This is a genomic window from Phenylobacterium sp., from assembly GCF_044371015.1.
Classification (GTDB): Bacteria; Pseudomonadota; Alphaproteobacteria; order Caulobacterales; family Caulobacteraceae; genus Phenylobacterium.
The window spans coordinates 23,791-38,959 of the sequence record NZ_JBILUK010000004.1 but is presented as its reverse complement, the minus strand read 5'-3'; the positions used below and the strand labels follow the sequence as shown (position 1 = coordinate 38,959).

Genomic DNA, 15,169 nt, shown 5'->3' with positions numbered 1-15,169 from the left:
CGAGCGAGGGCTGGACACCTGCGCCCAGGAGTATTGGGCGCGCTATCCCAAGACCGTGGCGCGCGCCTGCGGGTTTCCGGACGATCACATGGTGTTTTCCGGAATGGCGCTGGGCTACCGCGATGCGGAGCATCCCATCAACGGCTGGCGATCCACACGCGATCCGCTGGAGACCTGGGCCGAACTTAAGGGCTTCGATTGAGCCGCTGGGTTCTCTTCGCCGCGTTGCTGGCCGGGGTAAGCTACGGTCTCGCCCCGCCTGTCGCTCTGGCGGTGGGCGCGCCGCCGCCTCTGCCGGACTGGGCCTTCGTGGTCTGGAAGGGCGCCGGCGTCACGCTGCTGGCGCTCTGGGCGCTGCTCGCCGCGCCCGGCCGGGATGGGCGCTGGCTGGCGTTGCTGCTGGCCTTCGGCGCCATGGGCGACGTGTTGCTGGAGACCCATGGGTTGGTCATAGGAGCTCTGGCGTTCCTGGCTGGGCATGGGGTGGCGATCGCTCTCTATGCGCGCCACCGCCGAGCTGATCTGTCGCGCGCGGACCTCGTCGGCGGCCTGATCTTTGTGATCGCCGTGGCGGGCTTCTCGTTCGCGCTCGCGGCGGACCGGGCGCTGGCGCCGGGCGTGGCGCTCTACTCGGCCGGCCTTGGCGCCATGGCGGCGATCGCGTGGCTGAGCCGCTTTCCCCGCGCGCTGACTGCTGCCGGCGCCTTGATGTTCGTGGTCTCCGATCTGCTGGTCTTCGCCCGGGCGGGTCGCCCCGCCCTCGACATCCTGCCGATGGGCCTCGCGGTCTGGGGTCTCTACTTCGCCGGCCAGACCCTGATTGCGCTCGGCGGCGTACGGCGGATCGCCAACCGCTAGCTCCCAGCGCGGAGCCGTGACACGGTGCGGAAAATGATCCTGGGAGGATGGCGATGCGGGCAGGCTTGATCGGACTTTTTGGCGCCTTGGCGATGGCCTCGCCAGGTCTCGCACAGGACAGCTGGTATCCTTCCAAGTACGGCGCGGCCGACATGGCCGGCGCGGTCAACAACCTCTCGCCTGAAGGCGTGAAGCGCGCAGCGGCCTTGGTGAAGACCGGCAAGGTCTATGCCCTGGGCGTGCCGACGGGGCCTGAAACCCCGGTCTATGGCGACCGCAAGTACAGCATCGAGCGCATCCCCGCGCCCGGTCAGCCCCTGCCCGCGCCGGTCGGCGAGAGCCTGGTCACCGCCTATGACGAGAAGGTGACCACCAGCATGGGCATCGGCAGCCAGATGGACGGCCTGGGCCATCTCGGCATCAACCACCGCTACTACAACGGGCGTACGGCGGCGGAGCTCAATACGGAGAAGGGCTTCGGACTCGATCTGGCCGGCGTGCCGCCCATCGTCACGCGGGGCGTGCTGATCGACATGGTGCGCCACTACGGCAAGCCGCCGGAGGCCGGAAAGGCGTTCAACCGGGCCGACATCCAGGCGGCGATGACGGCGCAGGGGATCACGATCGGCAAGGGCGACGTGTTGATCTTCCACACCGGCTGGATGGCCAAGGCGTCGACGGACCGGGCGGCGTATCAGGCCACGGAGCCGGGCCTTGGCCTTGAGGGCGCCGAATGGCTCGCAAGCCAGGGCGTGGTGGCGATCGGCGCCGACACCATCGCGCTGGAGGCGATCCCGTTCGAGAACCCCAACCGCCCGTTCGTCGTGCATCAGGCGCTGCTGGCCAAGCACGGGGTCCATATTCTGGAATCGCTGAACACCGCGCCCTTGGCGGCCGACGGGGTGAAGGAGTTCCTGTTCGTCCTGGGCCAGCCCCGGTTCCAGGGCACGGTGCAGGTGGTGATCAATCCGGTGGCCATTCGCTAGCTCTGAAATCCGCCCGAAACATGCCGGCCAAGACTGGTCGGACCGATCCAAGGAGAACCTCCCATGTGTGACGACGACATCCATGTCGGCCTGGTGGAAGACCCTACCCTGTCGCGGCGCGGCTTCGGACTTCTGGCGGTCGCAGCTGCGGCCGGCGTCGCGACCTCGGCCCACGCCGCCGCCGTGGTCGAGACGGACGTGCAGGTGAAGACGCCCGACGGTCTGGCCGACGCGGCGCTGTTCCACCCGGAAGGCAAGGGCAAGTGGCCCGCCGTGCTGATCTGGTGCGACTTCCTGTCGTTGAGGCCCGTGTTCCGCGAAATGGGTCGGCGACTGGCGGCCGAGGGCTACGTCGTGCTCGTGCCCAACTTCTACTACCGGACCCGCAAGGCCCCCGTGTTCGAGGGCGCGTTCAACTTCGCGAGCCCCGAGGACCGGGCCAAGATCGCCCCCATGCGCGCCCAGCTCGACGCCGCCGCCGTGGATCGCGACGCGCCCGCCTATATCGCCTTCCTCGACGCCCAGCCCCAGACCGATCGCAAGAAAAAGATCGGCGTTCAGGGCTATTGCATGGGCGGCCCGCTGACCTTCCGCACGGCGGCGCTGTCGCCGAGCCGGGTGGGCGCGGCGGCCTCGTTCCACTCCGGGGCGCTGGTGACGACCGAGCCGAGCAGCCCGCACCTGGGCATCGCGTCCTCGCGCGCCGCCTATCTGGTGGCCACCGCCGACAATGACGACAAACAGCGCCCGGCCGAGAAGGACCAGCTCAAGGCCGCCTTCGCCGCCGCCGGCCGCACGGCGACCGTCGAGGTCTATACCGGGGCCAATCACGGTTGGTGCGTGCCGGGCAGCCCGGTCTACAACCAGGCCGCCGCGGAGAAGGCCTGGGCGGAGCTGCTGAAGCTCTACAAGGCGCACTTGTAGCGGTTGGCGTAGATCGGGGCGCCGGGGATTTTGGGCGGCGGGTCATGCTGAGGCCGCTCGCACTCCTGTTGCCGGCGCTAATTCCATCCTGGCGGTTCTTCGATGTGATCGCGCCATCGCCGCGCATCGAGTTCGCGATGCTGGCCTCGCCCGACTCGGTCGCGGCCTGGCAGGCGTTCAGACCGCGGCCCGCCCGCGTCGCACTGTTGGCGATGCTCGGTCGGCTGTTCTGGAACCCACGCTGGAACGAGTCCCTCTTCCTGGTCAGCTGCGCCGAGCGCCTGGTGGATCAGCCGACCCAGCACAGCCAGGATGAGATCTTCCGGCGCATCGCCTCCGATCTTCGGGGCAGCCTCGGGGGCGATCCCGAGGCCGCGCCCTGGCTCACCTTTCGCCTCGTCTTTCTGGAGCGCCAGGGCGTTGAGATCGTCGGCCAGGAGCAGTTCCGCGCGGCGCCGCGCCGGTGGGCGGACATCGCGGTCCGATGAGCCTCGAGTCGGCGGCCCGCCTCACCGAATTGCTGCTGGCCCTGGCCCTCATCCAGCAGGGGCTGGAACACCTGCGCGGAACGCGGAGCGAGCGCGTGCTGTTCGGCGCACGCACGGTGCTTTGCCTGGCCTTGATCGCGGACCTCGCGCAGCCGTGGCCGCTTGTGGCTCTGTGCGGCTTGTCCCTGGCCATCCTTTGGCGGTTTCAGGGCCCCTACAACGGCGGCAGCGACCGCATGGGCCTGCTGGCGCTGTTCTGTCTGACCTTGTCGCAGCTCGCGCCGACGCCGGCCTGGCGCGAAGTCATCTTCGGCTATCTCGGCCTCCAGCTGGTGCTGTCCTACGCCATCTCCGGCTGGGTGAAGCTGATCAACCCCGATTGGCGCTCCGGCCGGGCGTTGGCCGACGTATTCGCATTCTCCGCCTATCCGGTCAGCGAGGACCTGCGTGGATGGGCCGGCCGGCCCAGGACGCTCCTGGTCATGTCTTGGGCGGTGATCCTGTTCGAACTGGCCTTCCCGCTGACCCTGCTGTCCCAAGAGGCCCTGATCGCCGGCCTCGTGATCGCCGCCGTCTTCCATCTCGCCAACGCCGCCCTCTTCGGCCTCAACCGGTTCTTCTGGACATGGTTGGCGGTCTATCCCGCGATACTCTGGCTGCAGGACCGTCTGATGTAAGGGACGGGCGGTCGGCGCCGGTTGGCGAGCGCGCGGCCTCCGTTTCCTTGACCTCCGCACGCCTTTCCCGCATAAGCCCGCGCTTCCGGCGCAACCTCGGTCAGCGCCCTCCACCGCCACGACCCCCGATTAGCTCGGGACGAGGGCGGCGAGGACCCCCGTCCACGCAATCGTGCACGGGGGCTGACTGCGTTTGGGCCATCGGAGAGCACTTTGTTCGACGCGCTGACAGATCGGCTGACAGGGGTTTTCGACCGGCTCTCCGGGCGCGGCGTGCTGTCGGAAAAGGATGTCGAGGAGGTGATGCGGGAGATCCGCGTCGCGCTGCTCGAGGCCGACGTGGCGCTGCCGGTGGTCCGCGACTTCATCGCCAAGGCCAAGGAGGCCGCGACCGGCGAGGCGGTGATCCGCTCGGTGCGACCCGCCGACCAGGTGGTCAAGATCACCTATGACGGCCTGGTCGACATGCTGGGCGGGACGGGCGAGCCCGAGAGCCTGAACATCTCGCTCAACCCGCCGACCGTGATCCTGATGGCCGGCCTCCAGGGCTCGGGCAAGACCACCACGGCGGGCAAGCTGGCGCTCAAGCTGGTCAAGGACCGCAAGAAGGTGCTGCTGGCTTCGCTCGACACCCGCCGTCCGGCGGCCATGGAGCAGTTGGGCATGCTGGCCGAGCAGGCCGGCGCCAGCTTCCTGCCGATCGTCGCCGGCCAGTCGGCTCCCGACATCGCGCGTCGCGCCATGCAGGCGTCAAAGCTGCAGGGCTTCGACATCCTGATCCTCGACACCGCCGGTCGCACCACCATCGACGAGGCGATGATGGCCGAGGCGAGCGAGATCGCGAAGATCTCGACGCCGTCGGAAACCCTGCTGGTGGCCGACAGCCTGACCGGCCAGGACGCGGTGCGCACCGCCAAGGCCTTCCACGAGCGCCTGCCGCTGACCGGCCTGGTGCTGACCCGCGCCGACGGCGACGGGCGCGGCGGCGCGGCGCTGTCGATGCGGGCGGTCACCGGCCTGCCGATCAAGTTCCTCGGCGTCTCGGAAAAGATCGACGGCCTCGACGTGTTCGACGCCCAGCGGGTGGCCGGGCGAATCCTGGGCCGCGGCGACGTGGTGGCGCTGGTCGAGAAGGCCGCCGCCGACCTCGACATGGCCAAGGCCGAGGCCACCGCCCGCAAGCTGGCCAAGGGCCAGTTCGACCTCGACATGATGGCCGAGCAGCTTCAGCAGATGAAGCGCATGGGCGGCATGGAAGGCATGATGGGCCTCTTGCCCGGCGTGCAGAAGATGAAGCGCCAGATCGCCGACAGCGGTCTCAACGACAAGATGTTCGACCGCCAGGTCGCGATCATCTCGTCCATGACCAAGGCCGAGCGACGCAAGCCCGACATCCTCCAGGCTTCGCGCAAGCGCCGGATCGCGGCGGGCTCCGGCGTCGACGTGGCCGAGGTGAACCGGCTGTTGAAGCAACACCGGCAGATGGCCGACGCTTTCAAGGCCATGAGCAAGAACGGCGGCAAGGGTTTCGGCCAGATGGCCAAGATGCTCGGCGCGGGCGGCCTCGATGTGGGTCAGCTCGGCCAGATGGCCGGCGGCGGCGCGCAACCGACGCCGCAGCAGCTCGAGGAAATGGCCGCGAAACTCAAGTCCATGCCCGGCGGCATGCCCAAGCTTCCAGGCCTGCCCGGCCTGGGCGGCGGCCGGCCGCCCGGCTTCAACCCTTTCAAGAAATAGCTTTCAGACCAAGGACCAAGACCAATGCTGAAGATCCGTCTCGCCCGTGGCGGCGCCAAGAAGCGCCCCTACTACTCGATCGTCGTCGCCGACAGCCACTCGCCCCGCGACGGCCGGTTCATCGAGAAGGTGGGCAGCTACAACCCGCTCCTGAAGAAGGACGACCCCAATCGCGTCGTGCTCAAGGTTGAGCGCATCCAGGAGTGGATGGCCAAGGGCGCCCAGCCCACCGACCGCGTCGCCCGTGAACTGGGCAAGGTGGGCGTGGTGAAGTGGGAAGCCGGATCCAACCCCAAGAAGGGTCAGCCCGGCCAGAAGGCCAAGGAACGCGCCGAGGAGCGCGCCCAGCGTGAGGCCGACCGCGCCGCCGCCGCTGCGGAAGCCGCCGCCAATCCGCCGCCGCCGCCTGAAGAGCCGGTGATTGAAGAGCCGGTTGCCGAGGCCGTCGCCGAAGAGGCCGCGCCGGTGGAAGCCGCCGCTGAAGAAGCGCCCGCTGAGGCCGCGACCGCTGAAGCGCCCGCCGAGGACGAAGCCAAGGCCTGATCCGGGCCATGACAGAACTGATCCTGGCCCCTCTTGTTCTGGTCGGGCGGGTGGCCGGCGCCTTCGGGGTGCGCGGCGAAGTCCGCCTGACCAGCTTCACCGCCGCGCCCGAGGCGCTGATCGGGTATCGCGATCTGAAGCGCGCCGACGGCTCGGTGGGGCTGACCCTGCTGTCCGGCCGGCCGGTCAAGGGCGGGGTGGTGGCGCGCTGCGCGGAGGTTCCGACGCGCGAGGCGGCTGAGAAGCTGCGCGGCCTGGAGCTCTATGTCTCCCGGGCGGCCCTCCCAGAGCCAGACGAAGACGAGTTCTATGTCACCGACCTGATCGGGCTCGCGGTCGAGGCGCCCGACGGGGCGCACCTCGGCGTCGTCAGGACCGTGCGCGATTTCGGGGCCGGCGACCTGCTTGAAGTGCAACCTGCCGCCGGAGCCAGCTGGTGGCTGCCGTTTACCCGGGAGGCTGTTCCGGAGGTGCGACTGGCCGAGCGCCGGATTGTCGCGGTCCCGCCGGAGGAAACGGAGTAGGCAGGGGGCTTCCCGAAACGAAGACTGCGGGAAGGACCGACGGGCTTCTACTCCTCGATCGGCACGCCGTAGAGTTCCAAGCGGTGATCCACCAGCCGGTAGCCGAGCTTGCGGGCGATGGCTTCCTGCAGGGCCTCGATCTCGGGGTCGACGAACTCGATCACGTGGCCGGTCTTCATGTCGATCAGGTGGTCGTGATGGTCGCCTGTATGCTCCTCATAGCGCGAGCGCCCGTCGCGGAAGTCGAGCCGGTCGATGATCCCCGCCTCTTCGAACAGGCGCACGGTGCGATAGACCGTGGCGATGGAGATGTTGCGGTCGACCGCATGGGCGCGGCGGTGCAGTTCCTCGACGTCGGGATGATCGCTGGAGGTGGAGAGCACGCGCGCGATGACCCGACGCTGGTCGGTCATCCGCATGTTCTTCGCGAGACAGAGCTTCTCGATCCGATCCGACACCGCGCGCCTCCCTTCGGCTGAGGTTAGGTCTAGTCGCAGAGCGGCGTCAGGTCGAGACGCATCACCCGCGCATCCGAACGGCCCGCAGCGCCCCGATCATAGTAGCCGCGCCGAAGGCCGACGGCGCCGAATCCCAGGGCGCCGTAGAGCCCTATGGCGGCGGCGTTGCCGTCATCGACTTCGAGAAAGACCGCCTCCGCACCCAGTCCGCGCGCCGCACCCACGGCGGTGATCATCAGTTCGCGCCCGATCCCGCGCCGTCGGGCCCTGGGCGCAACCCCGATGGTGAGGATCTCGGCCTCGCCGGCCGCCAGGCGCAGGATCAGGAGACCGGCCGGGCCCTCCTGATGACACAGAAAGCCGAGCACGCCGGGGCTGGCCAGCATCTGGGCGATCTCGGGCGCGCTCCAGGGGCGGTCGAAGGCCAGGGCATGGATCGCGGCCATGGTCCCGGCCGCCTCCGGTCCTGCCGGGTCGATCCTCACGCCCGCGCCGCCGGGAGCTTGGCGTCCGGGGGCCGCAGATAGAGCGGGATCAACGGACCGGTGTCGCGGGCGGCGGCGATGCGCGCCACGCGCCGAGCGTTACAGCCCTCGGCGGGAATGATCCGAGCGCCCGGCGCGGCGTCGGCCAACAGCGCCGCGCCGGAGCCCACCAACGCCAAGGTTCGTCCGCGGGTGATTTCGGCCAGCCGCGCGGCGGCGGTTCCGATGGGCAGAACGTCCGGCGCCATAAGCGGGACGCCCTCTTCAAACACCTGCAGATAGACCTGGTCCCGGCGCGCATCGATGGCCGCGCAGACCAGCCCGTCGGCCTCAGCCGCCAGAGCCTCCAGCACCCCGACGCCCACCGTCCCGGCCCCAAGCGCCTGGGCGAAGCCCTTGGCGAAGGCGATGCCGACCCGCAATCCCGTGAACGAGCCGGGACCGACCGTGACCGCTACACGGGTGACCACGCCCGGCGACAAACCCGCTTCGGCCAGTACGCGTTCGACCATCGGGGCCAGTCGTTCCTGGTGCCCGCGCGCCATGGTTTCGGAAGCGTGTGCGAGGAGACGGTCGTCCGAGTCCAGCGCGACCGAGCAGGCGCCCAGGCAGGTGTCGAGCGCCAGGATGATCATCGGAACGCTAGAGCGCCTGCTCCACGGCGGTCACCTCGGGCACATAGTGCTTGAGCATGTTCTCGACCCCGGCCTTCAGCGTCGCCGACGACGAGGGACAGCCCGAACAGGCGCCGCGCATATTGAGCCACACCACGCCGGTCTGGACATCGAAGCGGTTGAACAGGATGTCGCCGCCGTCCTGGGCCACGGCCGGGCGGATTCGGGTGTCGAGCAGATCTTTGATTTCGGCGACGATCTGGGCGGTGTCGCCCTCGTAGACGTCGTTGGCGTGGCCATCATCATCCACGCCGCCCTCGGTCAGCAGGGGGCCGCCCGAGGTGAAGTGATCCATGATCGCCGCCAGGATCGGCGCTTTCAGATAGGGCCAGTCGACCGAGGCGTGCTTGCCCACGGTGATGAAGTCAGGGCCGTAGAAGACGCGGGTGACGCCGGTGATGGCGAACAGCTCGGCTGCGAGCGGCGAGGCCCGCGCGTCGTCAGGATCGCGGAAGTCGCGCGCGCCCTCGCCCAGAACCGATTGGCCGGGGATGAACTTCAGCACTTCCGGGTTGGGGGTGGCTTCGGTCTGGATAAACATGGGCTCGATGTGGCGCGCCGAGCCGGTAAACGCAAGCCGGCCCCCAAGATCAGATCCTCTGGCGTCGGAGCCCCGGATAGGCCACATCGTCAGGCAAAGCCGTCACGCCATAGGGAGACCTGCATGTCCGAAGACGCCTACGTTCCACCCAAGGTCTGGACCTGGAACAAGGGAAGCGGCGGTCGCTTCGCCAACATCAACCGGCCGATCGCGGGCCCGACCCACGACAAGGAGCTGCCGGTCGGCAAGCATCCCCTGCAGCTGCACTCCCTGGGCACGCCCAACGGCGTCAAGGTGACCATCATGCTGGAAGAGCTGCTGGCGCTCGGCCACAAGGGCGCGGAGTACGACGCCTGGCTGATCAATATCGGCCAGGGAGACCAGTTCGGCTCCGGCTTTGTCGCGATCAACCCGAACTCCAAGATTCCGGCGCTGCTCGATCGCAGCGAGCCGGAGCCGGTGCGGGTGTTCGAGTCCGGCTCGATCCTGATGTACCTGGCGGAGAAATTCGGCGAATTCCTGCCGACCGACCGGGCGCGGCGGGCGGAGTGCCTCTCCTGGGTGATGTGGCAGATGGGGTCGGCCCCCTATATCGGCGGCGGCTTCGGCCACTTCTACGCCTATGCGCCGACCAAGATCGAATACGCCATCGATCGCTTCGCCATGGAGGCCAAGCGACAGCTCGACGTGCTGGATCGCCGTCTGGCCGAGAGCGAGTACCTGGGTGGTAAGGACTACACCATCGCCGATATGGCGGTCTGGCCCTGGTACGGCCTGCTGGCCAAGGGCGGGGCCTATGAGAGCGGCGAGTTCCTGCAGGTTCAGGACTACAAGCACCTGCAGCGCTGGACGGAACAGATCGGCGCCCGCGAGGCGGTGAAGCGCGGCCGCATCGTCAACCGCGCCCAGGGCGACAAGGCGCTGCTCGAACGCCACGACGCGGCCGACATCGACAAAGTGCTCAACGGCTAGGAACCACGGAACTCACGGAAGAAATCGACCACGAAAATCACCGACCCTCTCGGGTCGTCGGTGTTGTTCTGGATTTCCGAGCGCGTCGTCGTTTCAATTCCGTGAGTTCTGTGAGTTCCGTGGTCCAAATCCACAGGGGGATCGAATGGAACTCAAAGACAAGATCATCGTCATCACCGGGGCGGCGAGCGGCATCGGACGCGCTCTGGCCGTGCGGTTCGCGGCCGAGGGCGCCAAGGCCATCGTCTGCGCCGACCGGGATGAACCGGGGGCCAAGGCCACGGCCGAGATGGTCGGCGGCCGCGCCTTCAAGACCGACGTGTCGCGCGAGGCGGACATCCGCGACCTGATCGAAACGGTCGAAGCCGAGGTCGGACCCATCGACCTCTTCTGCTCCAACGCCGGCATCGGGACCGGCGGCGGCGCCGAGACGCCCAACGACGCCTGGCAGCGGATCTGGGACATCAACGTCATGGCCCACGTCTGGGCCGCCCGTTATCTCGTGCCGCTGATGGCCGCGCGCGGCGGCGGTTATCTGATGAACACCGCGTCTGCGGCGGGCCTCCTGTCGCAGATCGGCTCGGCGCCCTATGCGGTGACCAAGCACGCGGCGGTGGGCCTCGCCGAATGGTTGGCGATCACCCACGGCGACCAGGGCATCAAGGTCTCGGTGCTGTGTCCCCAGGCGGTGAAGACCGCCATGACGGCCGGCAATCCTGACGGCGTCGCCTCCATCGACGGCATGATGGAGCCCGAGGTGCTGGCCGAGTGCGTGGTCGGCTGCCTGGAGCGGGAGGAGTTCCTGATCCTGCCCCACCCCGAGGTGCTGACCTACATGCGCAACAAGACCAACGACTACGGCCGCTGGATCGGCGGCATGCGCAAGCTCAACCGGCGCTTCGCGGGGTAGAGGCGGGCGCCTTTGGCCCCCAAGGCGTCATGGCGACGAAGGCGACGGTGGCGGCTCCGGCCGTCACCATCCCCGCGGCGACCAGGGCGAACAGGGTCCAGTCCGGCGCGCCGGTGGAGACCAGGAACCAGCCGCCCAGCGCGATGACGATCAGTCGCAGCGTGCCGGCCAGCAGCGGTCCGCCGATCTTCCCCGCGCCCTGCGAGGCGAAGTAGAGCGAGAGGTTCAGGCCGAAGAACACGAAGGCGGGCCCGGCGAAACGGAGATAGGTCTCCGCCGACGCCGCGACGCCCGGATCGCGCGTGAAGACGCTGACCCAGAGACCTGGGAAAAGCGCCAGCAGGAGGCCCAGCGCGCCCAGCCCCGCGCCGCCCATGGCGCCCGCCGTCCAGGCCACGCGCCTCGCCCTGGCGACGTCGCCGGCGCCGATGGCCATGCCCACCATGGGAAGCGCCGCCACGCCGACGGAAAAGGCGATGGGCACCAGCAGGAACTCCAGCCGCGAGCCGATCCCGTAACCGGCCAGCACCTCGGTGCCGAACCGCGCGGCGATGGCGGTGAGGATCAGGATCGCGCCCACCGTCTGCAGCGGCGACAGCATGGCCGGCGCGCCGACCCTGAGGATGTCGGCGAAGGCTTCGCGTCGCAGCGGTCCGATCACCTTCAGCCGCACCTTTGCACGGGGCGAACTCAGCAGCAGGTAGAAGGCCACCATGGACAAAAGCGAGGTCAGCGCCTGGCCCAGGGCGACCCCCATGAGACCCAACTGAGGAGCCGGCCCCCAGCCGAAGCAGAGCGAGCCGCCGACCACGACCTGCAGCGCGGCGCCGGCGATCATCACCACCGAGGGCCGGCCCATATCGCCGGCCGCCCGCATCACCGAGGCCATGATGTTGACCAGCCAGAACGCCACGGCGACCGCAAACACGACGCCTGCATAGGTGATGGCCAGCGACAGTGTCTCGCCGCGCCCGCCCAGGAGATGGAAGATCGGCCCGCCGAACAGGGTCAGCGCCAGGGTGAAGACGAGCCCGCCACAGACCGCGATCACGGCGCCGTGCCGCGCCAGCGTCTCGGCATAGGCGATGTCTCCCGCACCGATCGCCCGGCTGATGGCGGAGGAAACCCCGCCGCCCATCGCCCCGCCGCTCATCATCCCCATCAGCATGATCAACGGCAGGACCAGCGCCGCCGCCGCCAGCGGCTCGGCGCCCAGCGCGCCGATATAGGCCGTCTCGGCGATCGCCACCGCGGTGGTCGCCAGCATGCCGATCAGGTTGGGCGCGGCCAGCCTCGCCAGGGTCGCCGCCACGGGAGCGGTCAGCAGGGGATGCGGCGCGGGCGGGGCGGTCATGCCCAACGCTAACGCCCTTGCCCCAGCGTCCGCCATCCGCCATATGCGCCACCGGAGATCGGCGGCGGACAGAGTCCTCGCCAACTTGGTCAGGGCCGGAAGGCAGCAGCCACAACGAGTTTCGCTCCGGGTCGTTGTCCGGTCTCCACCTTTCCCGTTACATGCGCCGATGGCGGACGAAGACACACACGAGGCCGAGCCGCCGGAGCGCGATCCCGCGACCGGCGACATGTTCGGCGACGCGCCGCCGCCCGGCGCCGCAGGGCCCGGCGAGGGCTCGGCCGCCTATACGGTCATTGCGCGAAAGTACCGGCCGCGCACGTTTGACGACCTCTATGGCCAGGAAGCGATGGTGCGCACGCTGCGCAACGCCTTCGCTTCAGGACGGATCGCCCACGGCTTCATGCTCACCGGCGTGCGCGGGGTGGGCAAGACCACCACCGCGCGGCTGCTGGCGCGGGCGCTGAACTACGAGACCGACACGATCCATGCCCCCTCGCTCGACCTTGCCGAGGAAGGGCGCCACTGCCGGGCGATCATCGAGGGCCGGCACATGGATGTGCTGGAGCTCGACGCCGCCAGCCGCACCGGCGTCAATGACATCCGCGAACTGACGGACTCGGTCCGCTATGCGCCGGTGGAGGCCCGCTACAAGGTCTACATCATCGACGAAGTGCACATGCTGTCGACAGGTGCGTTCAACGCGCTCCTGAAGACGCTGGAAGAGCCGCCGCCGCACGCCAAGTTCATCTTCGCCACCACCGAGATCCGCAAGGTGCCGGTGACGATCCTCTCGCGCACCCAGCGGTTTGATCTGCGTCGGGTGGAGCCCGACCTGCTGGTCAAGAACCTGGAGAGGATCTGCGAGGCCGAGGGCGCGCGGGTCGAGGCCGAGGGACTGATGCTGATCGCCCGGGCCGCCGAGGGCAGCGTGCGCGACGGTCAGTCGATGCTGGATCAGGCCATCGTCCAGGCCGACCCGGGCCAGACGGTCAGCGCCGCGGCCATCCGAGACATGCTGGGCCTGGCCGACCGCGCCCAGACCATCGGCCTCTTCGAACAGGTGATGCGCGGCGAGGCGGGACCGGCCATCGAGACCTTCCGGGGGCTGTACGCGCTCGGCGCAAGCCCTGATCAGGTCATGCTGGACCTGCTTGATCACATTCATGGCGCCTCGGTCGCCAAGGCGGTGGGCCCCCAGGCGCTGGTGCTGCCCAAAGATCAGGCCCAGCGGCTCGCTGCGGTCGGCGCGGCGGTCTCGGCGCCGGGGCTGGCGCGCATCTGGCAACTGGCGCTGCGGGCGCACGAGGAGTCACGGCGCGCCCCGGATGCGGCGGCGGCGGTCGACATGGCGCTGATCCGGCTCGCCCACGCCGCCGACCTGCCGGGACCCGAGGAGGCGCTGAAGGCGCTCAGGGCCGGCGAGGCCCTTCCGGGCGGCGGCCCTTTAGGCGGCGGGGGAGGCATGGCGGCGAGCGGCGGCGGCGCGGTCTCCGCGGTGGCGCGGTCGGCCCCGGCCACGCAGGCGATCGCAAGGCCGGCGACAGAGCCCGCCACGGCCCTCAATACCTTCGAGGATCTGCTGGCGCTGATCGAGCGGCGGCGCGACATCACCTTGAAGCTCGACGTCGAGCGCTTCATCCGGCCGATCAGCATCCGGCCCGGCGCGCTGGAGTATGAGCCCGCGCCCGGCGCTCCGACCGATCTCGCCCAGCGGCTTGTCGGCCGCCTCAAGGAGTGGACCGGCGAGCGGTGGTTGCTCTCGACCCAGGGCGGCGGCGGCGCGGAGAGCCTGTGGGAACGCCAGAAGCGCGAGGCCGCCGAGGTGCGCGCCGAGGTCGAGGCCGATCCCTTCGTGCGCGAAGTGATGGCCGCCTTCCCGGGCGCGGAAATCCTGAGCGTGCGCCAGACCCTGGCGCCCGAACCCGTGACGCCGCTAGCGACGGAAGATGACGATGAGGACTGAGAGCCGATGAAGGACTTGGGCGCGATCATGAAGCAGGCCCAGGCCATGCAGCAGCGCATGGCCGAGGCTCAGGCGAAGATCGCCGAGATCCGCGTGGAGGGAACCTCCGGCGGCGGGATGGTCAAGCTGACGCTGAGCGGCGGCGGCGAGATGTCGGGCGTGGTGATCGACGAAAGCCTCATGGCGCCCGGTGAAGGCGAGGTGGTGGCCGACCTGATCATCGCCGCCTATGCCGACGCCAAGCGCCGCCTCGACGAGAAGCAGGCGGAGGTGATGCGGGAAGCCGCCGGGCCCCTGGCCGGCCTGAACATCCCCGGCATGCCGAAGTTCTGATGGCCGCTGCCCCCTCAGTCGCCTTCGCCGACAGCTCCCCCAGAGGGGGAGCAACGGAAACGTTCCAGTCTTCCCCTATCGGGGGAGGGGGACCGCGAAGCGGTGGAGGGGGCGCGTCACTCTGATGGCCGCCGCCGCCGGACCTGAGATCGAGCGGATGATCGCGCTCCTGAGCAAGCTGCCGGGGCTGGGACCGCGGTCGGCCAGACGCGCGGCGCTGGCGCTGCTGAAGCGGCGGGACCAGATGCTGGTTCCCCTGGCTGACGCCCTCGCCGAGGCTGCGCGGACGGTGCGGGTCTGCTCGACCTGCGGAGCTCTGGACACGCGCGACCCCTGCGCGATCTGCGCCGATCCGGCCCGCGACCCCGCATTGATCTGCGTCGTGGAAGAGGTGGGCGGCCTGTGGGCGCTGGAACGGGCGGCGGCGTTCCGGGGTCGCTATCATGTGCTGGGGGGATTGCTTTCAGCGCTCGATGGACGGGGCCCCGAGGCGCTGCGGGTGGGCGAGCTTGTCGCGCGCGCTTCAGACGCCGCCGTGCGGGAAGTGATCCTGGCTCTGCCGGCCACCGTCGATGGCCAGACCACGGCCCACTATGTCGCCGATCGGCTGGCCAACGCGGGGGTTTCGGTCACCTCGCTGGCGCGCGGCGTGCCGGTGGGCGGCGAACTCGACTGGCTTGATGACGGCACGCTCACCCAGGCTCTACGGGCGCGCCGCCCGGCCTAGAGCCCCTTGCAG

At 69.3% G+C, this 15,169-nt stretch carries 18 protein-coding genes, 1 other RNA gene and 1 pseudogene; 15 read left to right on the top strand and 5 right to left on the bottom strand.

What is annotated here, in order from left to right:
* The 9 genes and pseudogenes from ACIQ3R_RS00865 to rimM form a co-directional block, all read left to right on the top strand.
* A pseudogene (locus ACIQ3R_RS00865) lies at positions 1–202 on the top strand (nitroreductase); the annotation flags it as partial.
* Positions 199–858, top strand: a complete 660-nt coding sequence (locus ACIQ3R_RS00860) for a lysoplasmalogenase family protein (protein ID WP_397413989.1) — start codon at positions 199–201, stop codon at positions 856–858. The pseudogene ACIQ3R_RS00865 and the gene ACIQ3R_RS00860, both read left to right, overlap by 4 nt.
* A 65-nt stretch (positions 859–923) precedes the next feature.
* Entirely contained in the window at positions 924–1,844 is a 921-nt protein-coding gene (locus ACIQ3R_RS00855) for a cyclase family protein (RefSeq protein WP_397413986.1), read from the top strand.
* A gap of 63 nt (positions 1,845–1,907) precedes the next feature.
* The gene (locus ACIQ3R_RS00850; RefSeq protein WP_397413984.1) at positions 1,908–2,768 is read left to right on the top strand and encodes a dienelactone hydrolase family protein; all 861 of its coding nucleotides are present in this window, start codon (positions 1,908–1,910) and stop codon (positions 2,766–2,768) included.
* Between the two features lie 44 nt (positions 2,769–2,812).
* The gene (locus ACIQ3R_RS00845) at positions 2,813–3,256 is read left to right on the top strand and encodes a hypothetical protein (RefSeq protein ID WP_397413982.1); all 444 of its coding nucleotides are present in this window, start codon (positions 2,813–2,815) and stop codon (positions 3,254–3,256) included.
* Positions 3,253–3,933: an HTTM domain-containing protein gene (locus tag ACIQ3R_RS00840; RefSeq protein ID WP_397413979.1), complete on the top strand. Its 681-nt coding sequence runs from the start codon at positions 3,253–3,255 to the stop codon at positions 3,931–3,933. Before ACIQ3R_RS00845 ends, ACIQ3R_RS00840 begins: the two co-directional genes overlap by 4 nt.
* Positions 3,934–4,146: 213 nt before the next feature.
* Positions 4,147–5,670, top strand: coding sequence for a signal recognition particle protein (gene ffh / locus ACIQ3R_RS00835; protein WP_397413977.1), 1,524 nt, complete (start codon positions 4,147–4,149; stop codon positions 5,668–5,670).
* A 24-nt stretch (positions 5,671–5,694) separates the two neighbouring features.
* Positions 5,695–6,213 carry a 30S ribosomal protein S16 gene (rpsP, locus tag ACIQ3R_RS00830; protein ID WP_397413975.1) on the top strand — a complete coding sequence of 173 codons (519 nt, stop codon included), beginning with the start codon at positions 5,695–5,697 and terminating at the stop codon, positions 6,211–6,213.
* A gap of 8 nt (positions 6,214–6,221) precedes the next feature.
* On the top strand, positions 6,222–6,737 hold the full coding sequence (gene rimM / locus ACIQ3R_RS00825; protein WP_397413973.1) for a ribosome maturation factor RimM: 516 nt from the start codon (positions 6,222–6,224) through the stop codon (positions 6,735–6,737).
* Between the two features lie 47 nt (positions 6,738–6,784).
* Here the strand turns inward: rimM and ACIQ3R_RS00820 are convergent, their stop codons facing one another.
* The 4 genes from ACIQ3R_RS00820 to ACIQ3R_RS00805 form a co-directional block, all read right to left on the bottom strand.
* Positions 6,785–7,156: a Fur family transcriptional regulator gene (locus tag ACIQ3R_RS00820; protein WP_397413994.1), complete on the bottom strand. Its 372-nt coding sequence runs from the start codon at positions 7,154–7,156 to the stop codon at positions 6,785–6,787.
* Between the two features lie 68 nt (positions 7,157–7,224).
* Positions 7,225–7,641 carry a GNAT family N-acetyltransferase gene (locus ACIQ3R_RS00815; RefSeq protein ID WP_397413971.1) on the bottom strand — a complete coding sequence of 139 codons (417 nt, stop codon included), beginning with the start codon at positions 7,639–7,641 and terminating at the stop codon, positions 7,225–7,227.
* A gap of 35 nt (positions 7,642–7,676) precedes the next feature.
* Positions 7,677–8,312 (bottom strand): tRNA (adenosine(37)-N6)-threonylcarbamoyltransferase complex dimerization subunit type 1 TsaB, encoded by a 636-nt coding sequence (gene tsaB / locus ACIQ3R_RS00810; protein WP_397413992.1) that lies wholly within the window; start codon positions 8,310–8,312, stop codon positions 7,677–7,679.
* Positions 8,313–8,322: 10 nt separating this feature from the next.
* Entirely contained in the window at positions 8,323–8,895 is a 573-nt protein-coding gene (locus ACIQ3R_RS00805) for a NifU family protein (RefSeq protein WP_397413968.1), read from the bottom strand.
* Between the two features lie 123 nt (positions 8,896–9,018).
* On the opposite strand from ACIQ3R_RS00805, the gene yghU reads away from it, so the two are divergent.
* Both yghU and ACIQ3R_RS00795 read left to right on the top strand, forming a co-directional pair.
* The gene (gene yghU / locus ACIQ3R_RS00800) at positions 9,019–9,867 is read left to right on the top strand and encodes a glutathione-dependent disulfide-bond oxidoreductase (protein WP_397413966.1); all 849 of its coding nucleotides are present in this window, start codon (positions 9,019–9,021) and stop codon (positions 9,865–9,867) included.
* A gap of 145 nt (positions 9,868–10,012) precedes the next feature.
* Positions 10,013–10,777, top strand: a complete 765-nt coding sequence (locus ACIQ3R_RS00795) for an SDR family oxidoreductase (protein WP_397413963.1) — start codon at positions 10,013–10,015, stop codon at positions 10,775–10,777.
* Here the strand turns inward: ACIQ3R_RS00795 and ACIQ3R_RS00790 are convergent.
* Complete coding sequence (locus tag ACIQ3R_RS00790) at positions 10,755–12,131, bottom strand: MATE family efflux transporter (protein ID WP_397413961.1); 1,377 nt, start codon at positions 12,129–12,131, stop codon at positions 10,755–10,757. The two genes, ACIQ3R_RS00795 and ACIQ3R_RS00790, sit on opposite strands and share 23 nt — an antisense overlap.
* 52 nt (positions 12,132–12,183) lie before the next feature.
* Between ACIQ3R_RS00790 and ffs the strand changes: the two genes are divergently transcribed.
* The 4 genes from ffs to recR all read left to right on the top strand — a co-directional run bounded on the left by ffs (position 12,184) and on the right by recR (position 15,157).
* Positions 12,184–12,282: signal recognition particle sRNA small type (gene ffs, locus ACIQ3R_RS00785), an RNA gene on the top strand.
* An 18-nt stretch (positions 12,283–12,300) separates the two neighbouring features.
* Positions 12,301–14,097, top strand: a complete 1,797-nt coding sequence (locus ACIQ3R_RS00780) for a DNA polymerase III subunit gamma/tau (protein ID WP_397413959.1) — start codon at positions 12,301–12,303, stop codon at positions 14,095–14,097.
* A gap of 6 nt (positions 14,098–14,103) precedes the next feature.
* The gene (locus ACIQ3R_RS00775; RefSeq protein ID WP_397413957.1) at positions 14,104–14,430 is read left to right on the top strand and encodes a YbaB/EbfC family nucleoid-associated protein; all 327 of its coding nucleotides are present in this window, start codon (positions 14,104–14,106) and stop codon (positions 14,428–14,430) included.
* A gap of 124 nt (positions 14,431–14,554) precedes the next feature.
* Positions 14,555–15,157 carry a recombination mediator RecR gene (recR, locus tag ACIQ3R_RS00770; protein ID WP_397413954.1) on the top strand — a complete coding sequence of 201 codons (603 nt, stop codon included), beginning with the start codon at positions 14,555–14,557 and terminating at the stop codon, positions 15,155–15,157.
* The last annotated feature ends 12 nt before the right edge of the window (positions 15,158–15,169 follow it).

Coding starts and splice junctions, on each gene's coding strand:
- ACIQ3R_RS00845 (WP_397413982.1), top strand. CDS start 2,813: ATGCTGAGGCCGCTCGCACTCCTGTTGCCGGCGCTAATTCCATCCTGG.
- rimM (WP_397413973.1), top strand. CDS start 6,222: ATGACAGAACTGATCCTGGCCCCTCTTGTTCTGGTCGGGCGGGTGGCC.
- ACIQ3R_RS00815 (WP_397413971.1), bottom strand. CDS start 7,641: ATGGCCGCGATCCATGCCCTGGCCTTCGACCGCCCCTGGAGCGCGCCC.
- ACIQ3R_RS00840 (WP_397413979.1), top strand. CDS start 3,253: ATGAGCCTCGAGTCGGCGGCCCGCCTCACCGAATTGCTGCTGGCCCTG.
- yghU (WP_397413966.1), top strand. CDS start 9,019: ATGTCCGAAGACGCCTACGTTCCACCCAAGGTCTGGACCTGGAACAAG.
- ACIQ3R_RS00805 (WP_397413968.1), bottom strand. CDS start 8,895: ATGTTTATCCAGACCGAAGCCACCCCCAACCCGGAAGTGCTGAAGTTC.
- ACIQ3R_RS00775 (WP_397413957.1), top strand. CDS start 14,104: ATGAAGGACTTGGGCGCGATCATGAAGCAGGCCCAGGCCATGCAGCAG.
- ACIQ3R_RS00780 (WP_397413959.1), top strand. CDS start 12,301: ATGGCGGACGAAGACACACACGAGGCCGAGCCGCCGGAGCGCGATCCC.
- ACIQ3R_RS00795 (WP_397413963.1), top strand. CDS start 10,013: ATGGAACTCAAAGACAAGATCATCGTCATCACCGGGGCGGCGAGCGGC.
- ACIQ3R_RS00850 (WP_397413984.1), top strand. CDS start 1,908: ATGTGTGACGACGACATCCATGTCGGCCTGGTGGAAGACCCTACCCTG.
- ACIQ3R_RS00790 (WP_397413961.1), bottom strand. CDS start 12,131: ATGACCGCCCCGCCCGCGCCGCATCCCCTGCTGACCGCTCCCGTGGCG.
- rpsP (WP_397413975.1), top strand. CDS start 5,695: ATGCTGAAGATCCGTCTCGCCCGTGGCGGCGCCAAGAAGCGCCCCTAC.
- ACIQ3R_RS00820 (WP_397413994.1), bottom strand. CDS start 7,156: ATGCGGATGACCGACCAGCGTCGGGTCATCGCGCGCGTGCTCTCCACC.
- recR (WP_397413954.1), top strand. CDS start 14,555: ATGGCCGCCGCCGCCGGACCTGAGATCGAGCGGATGATCGCGCTCCTG.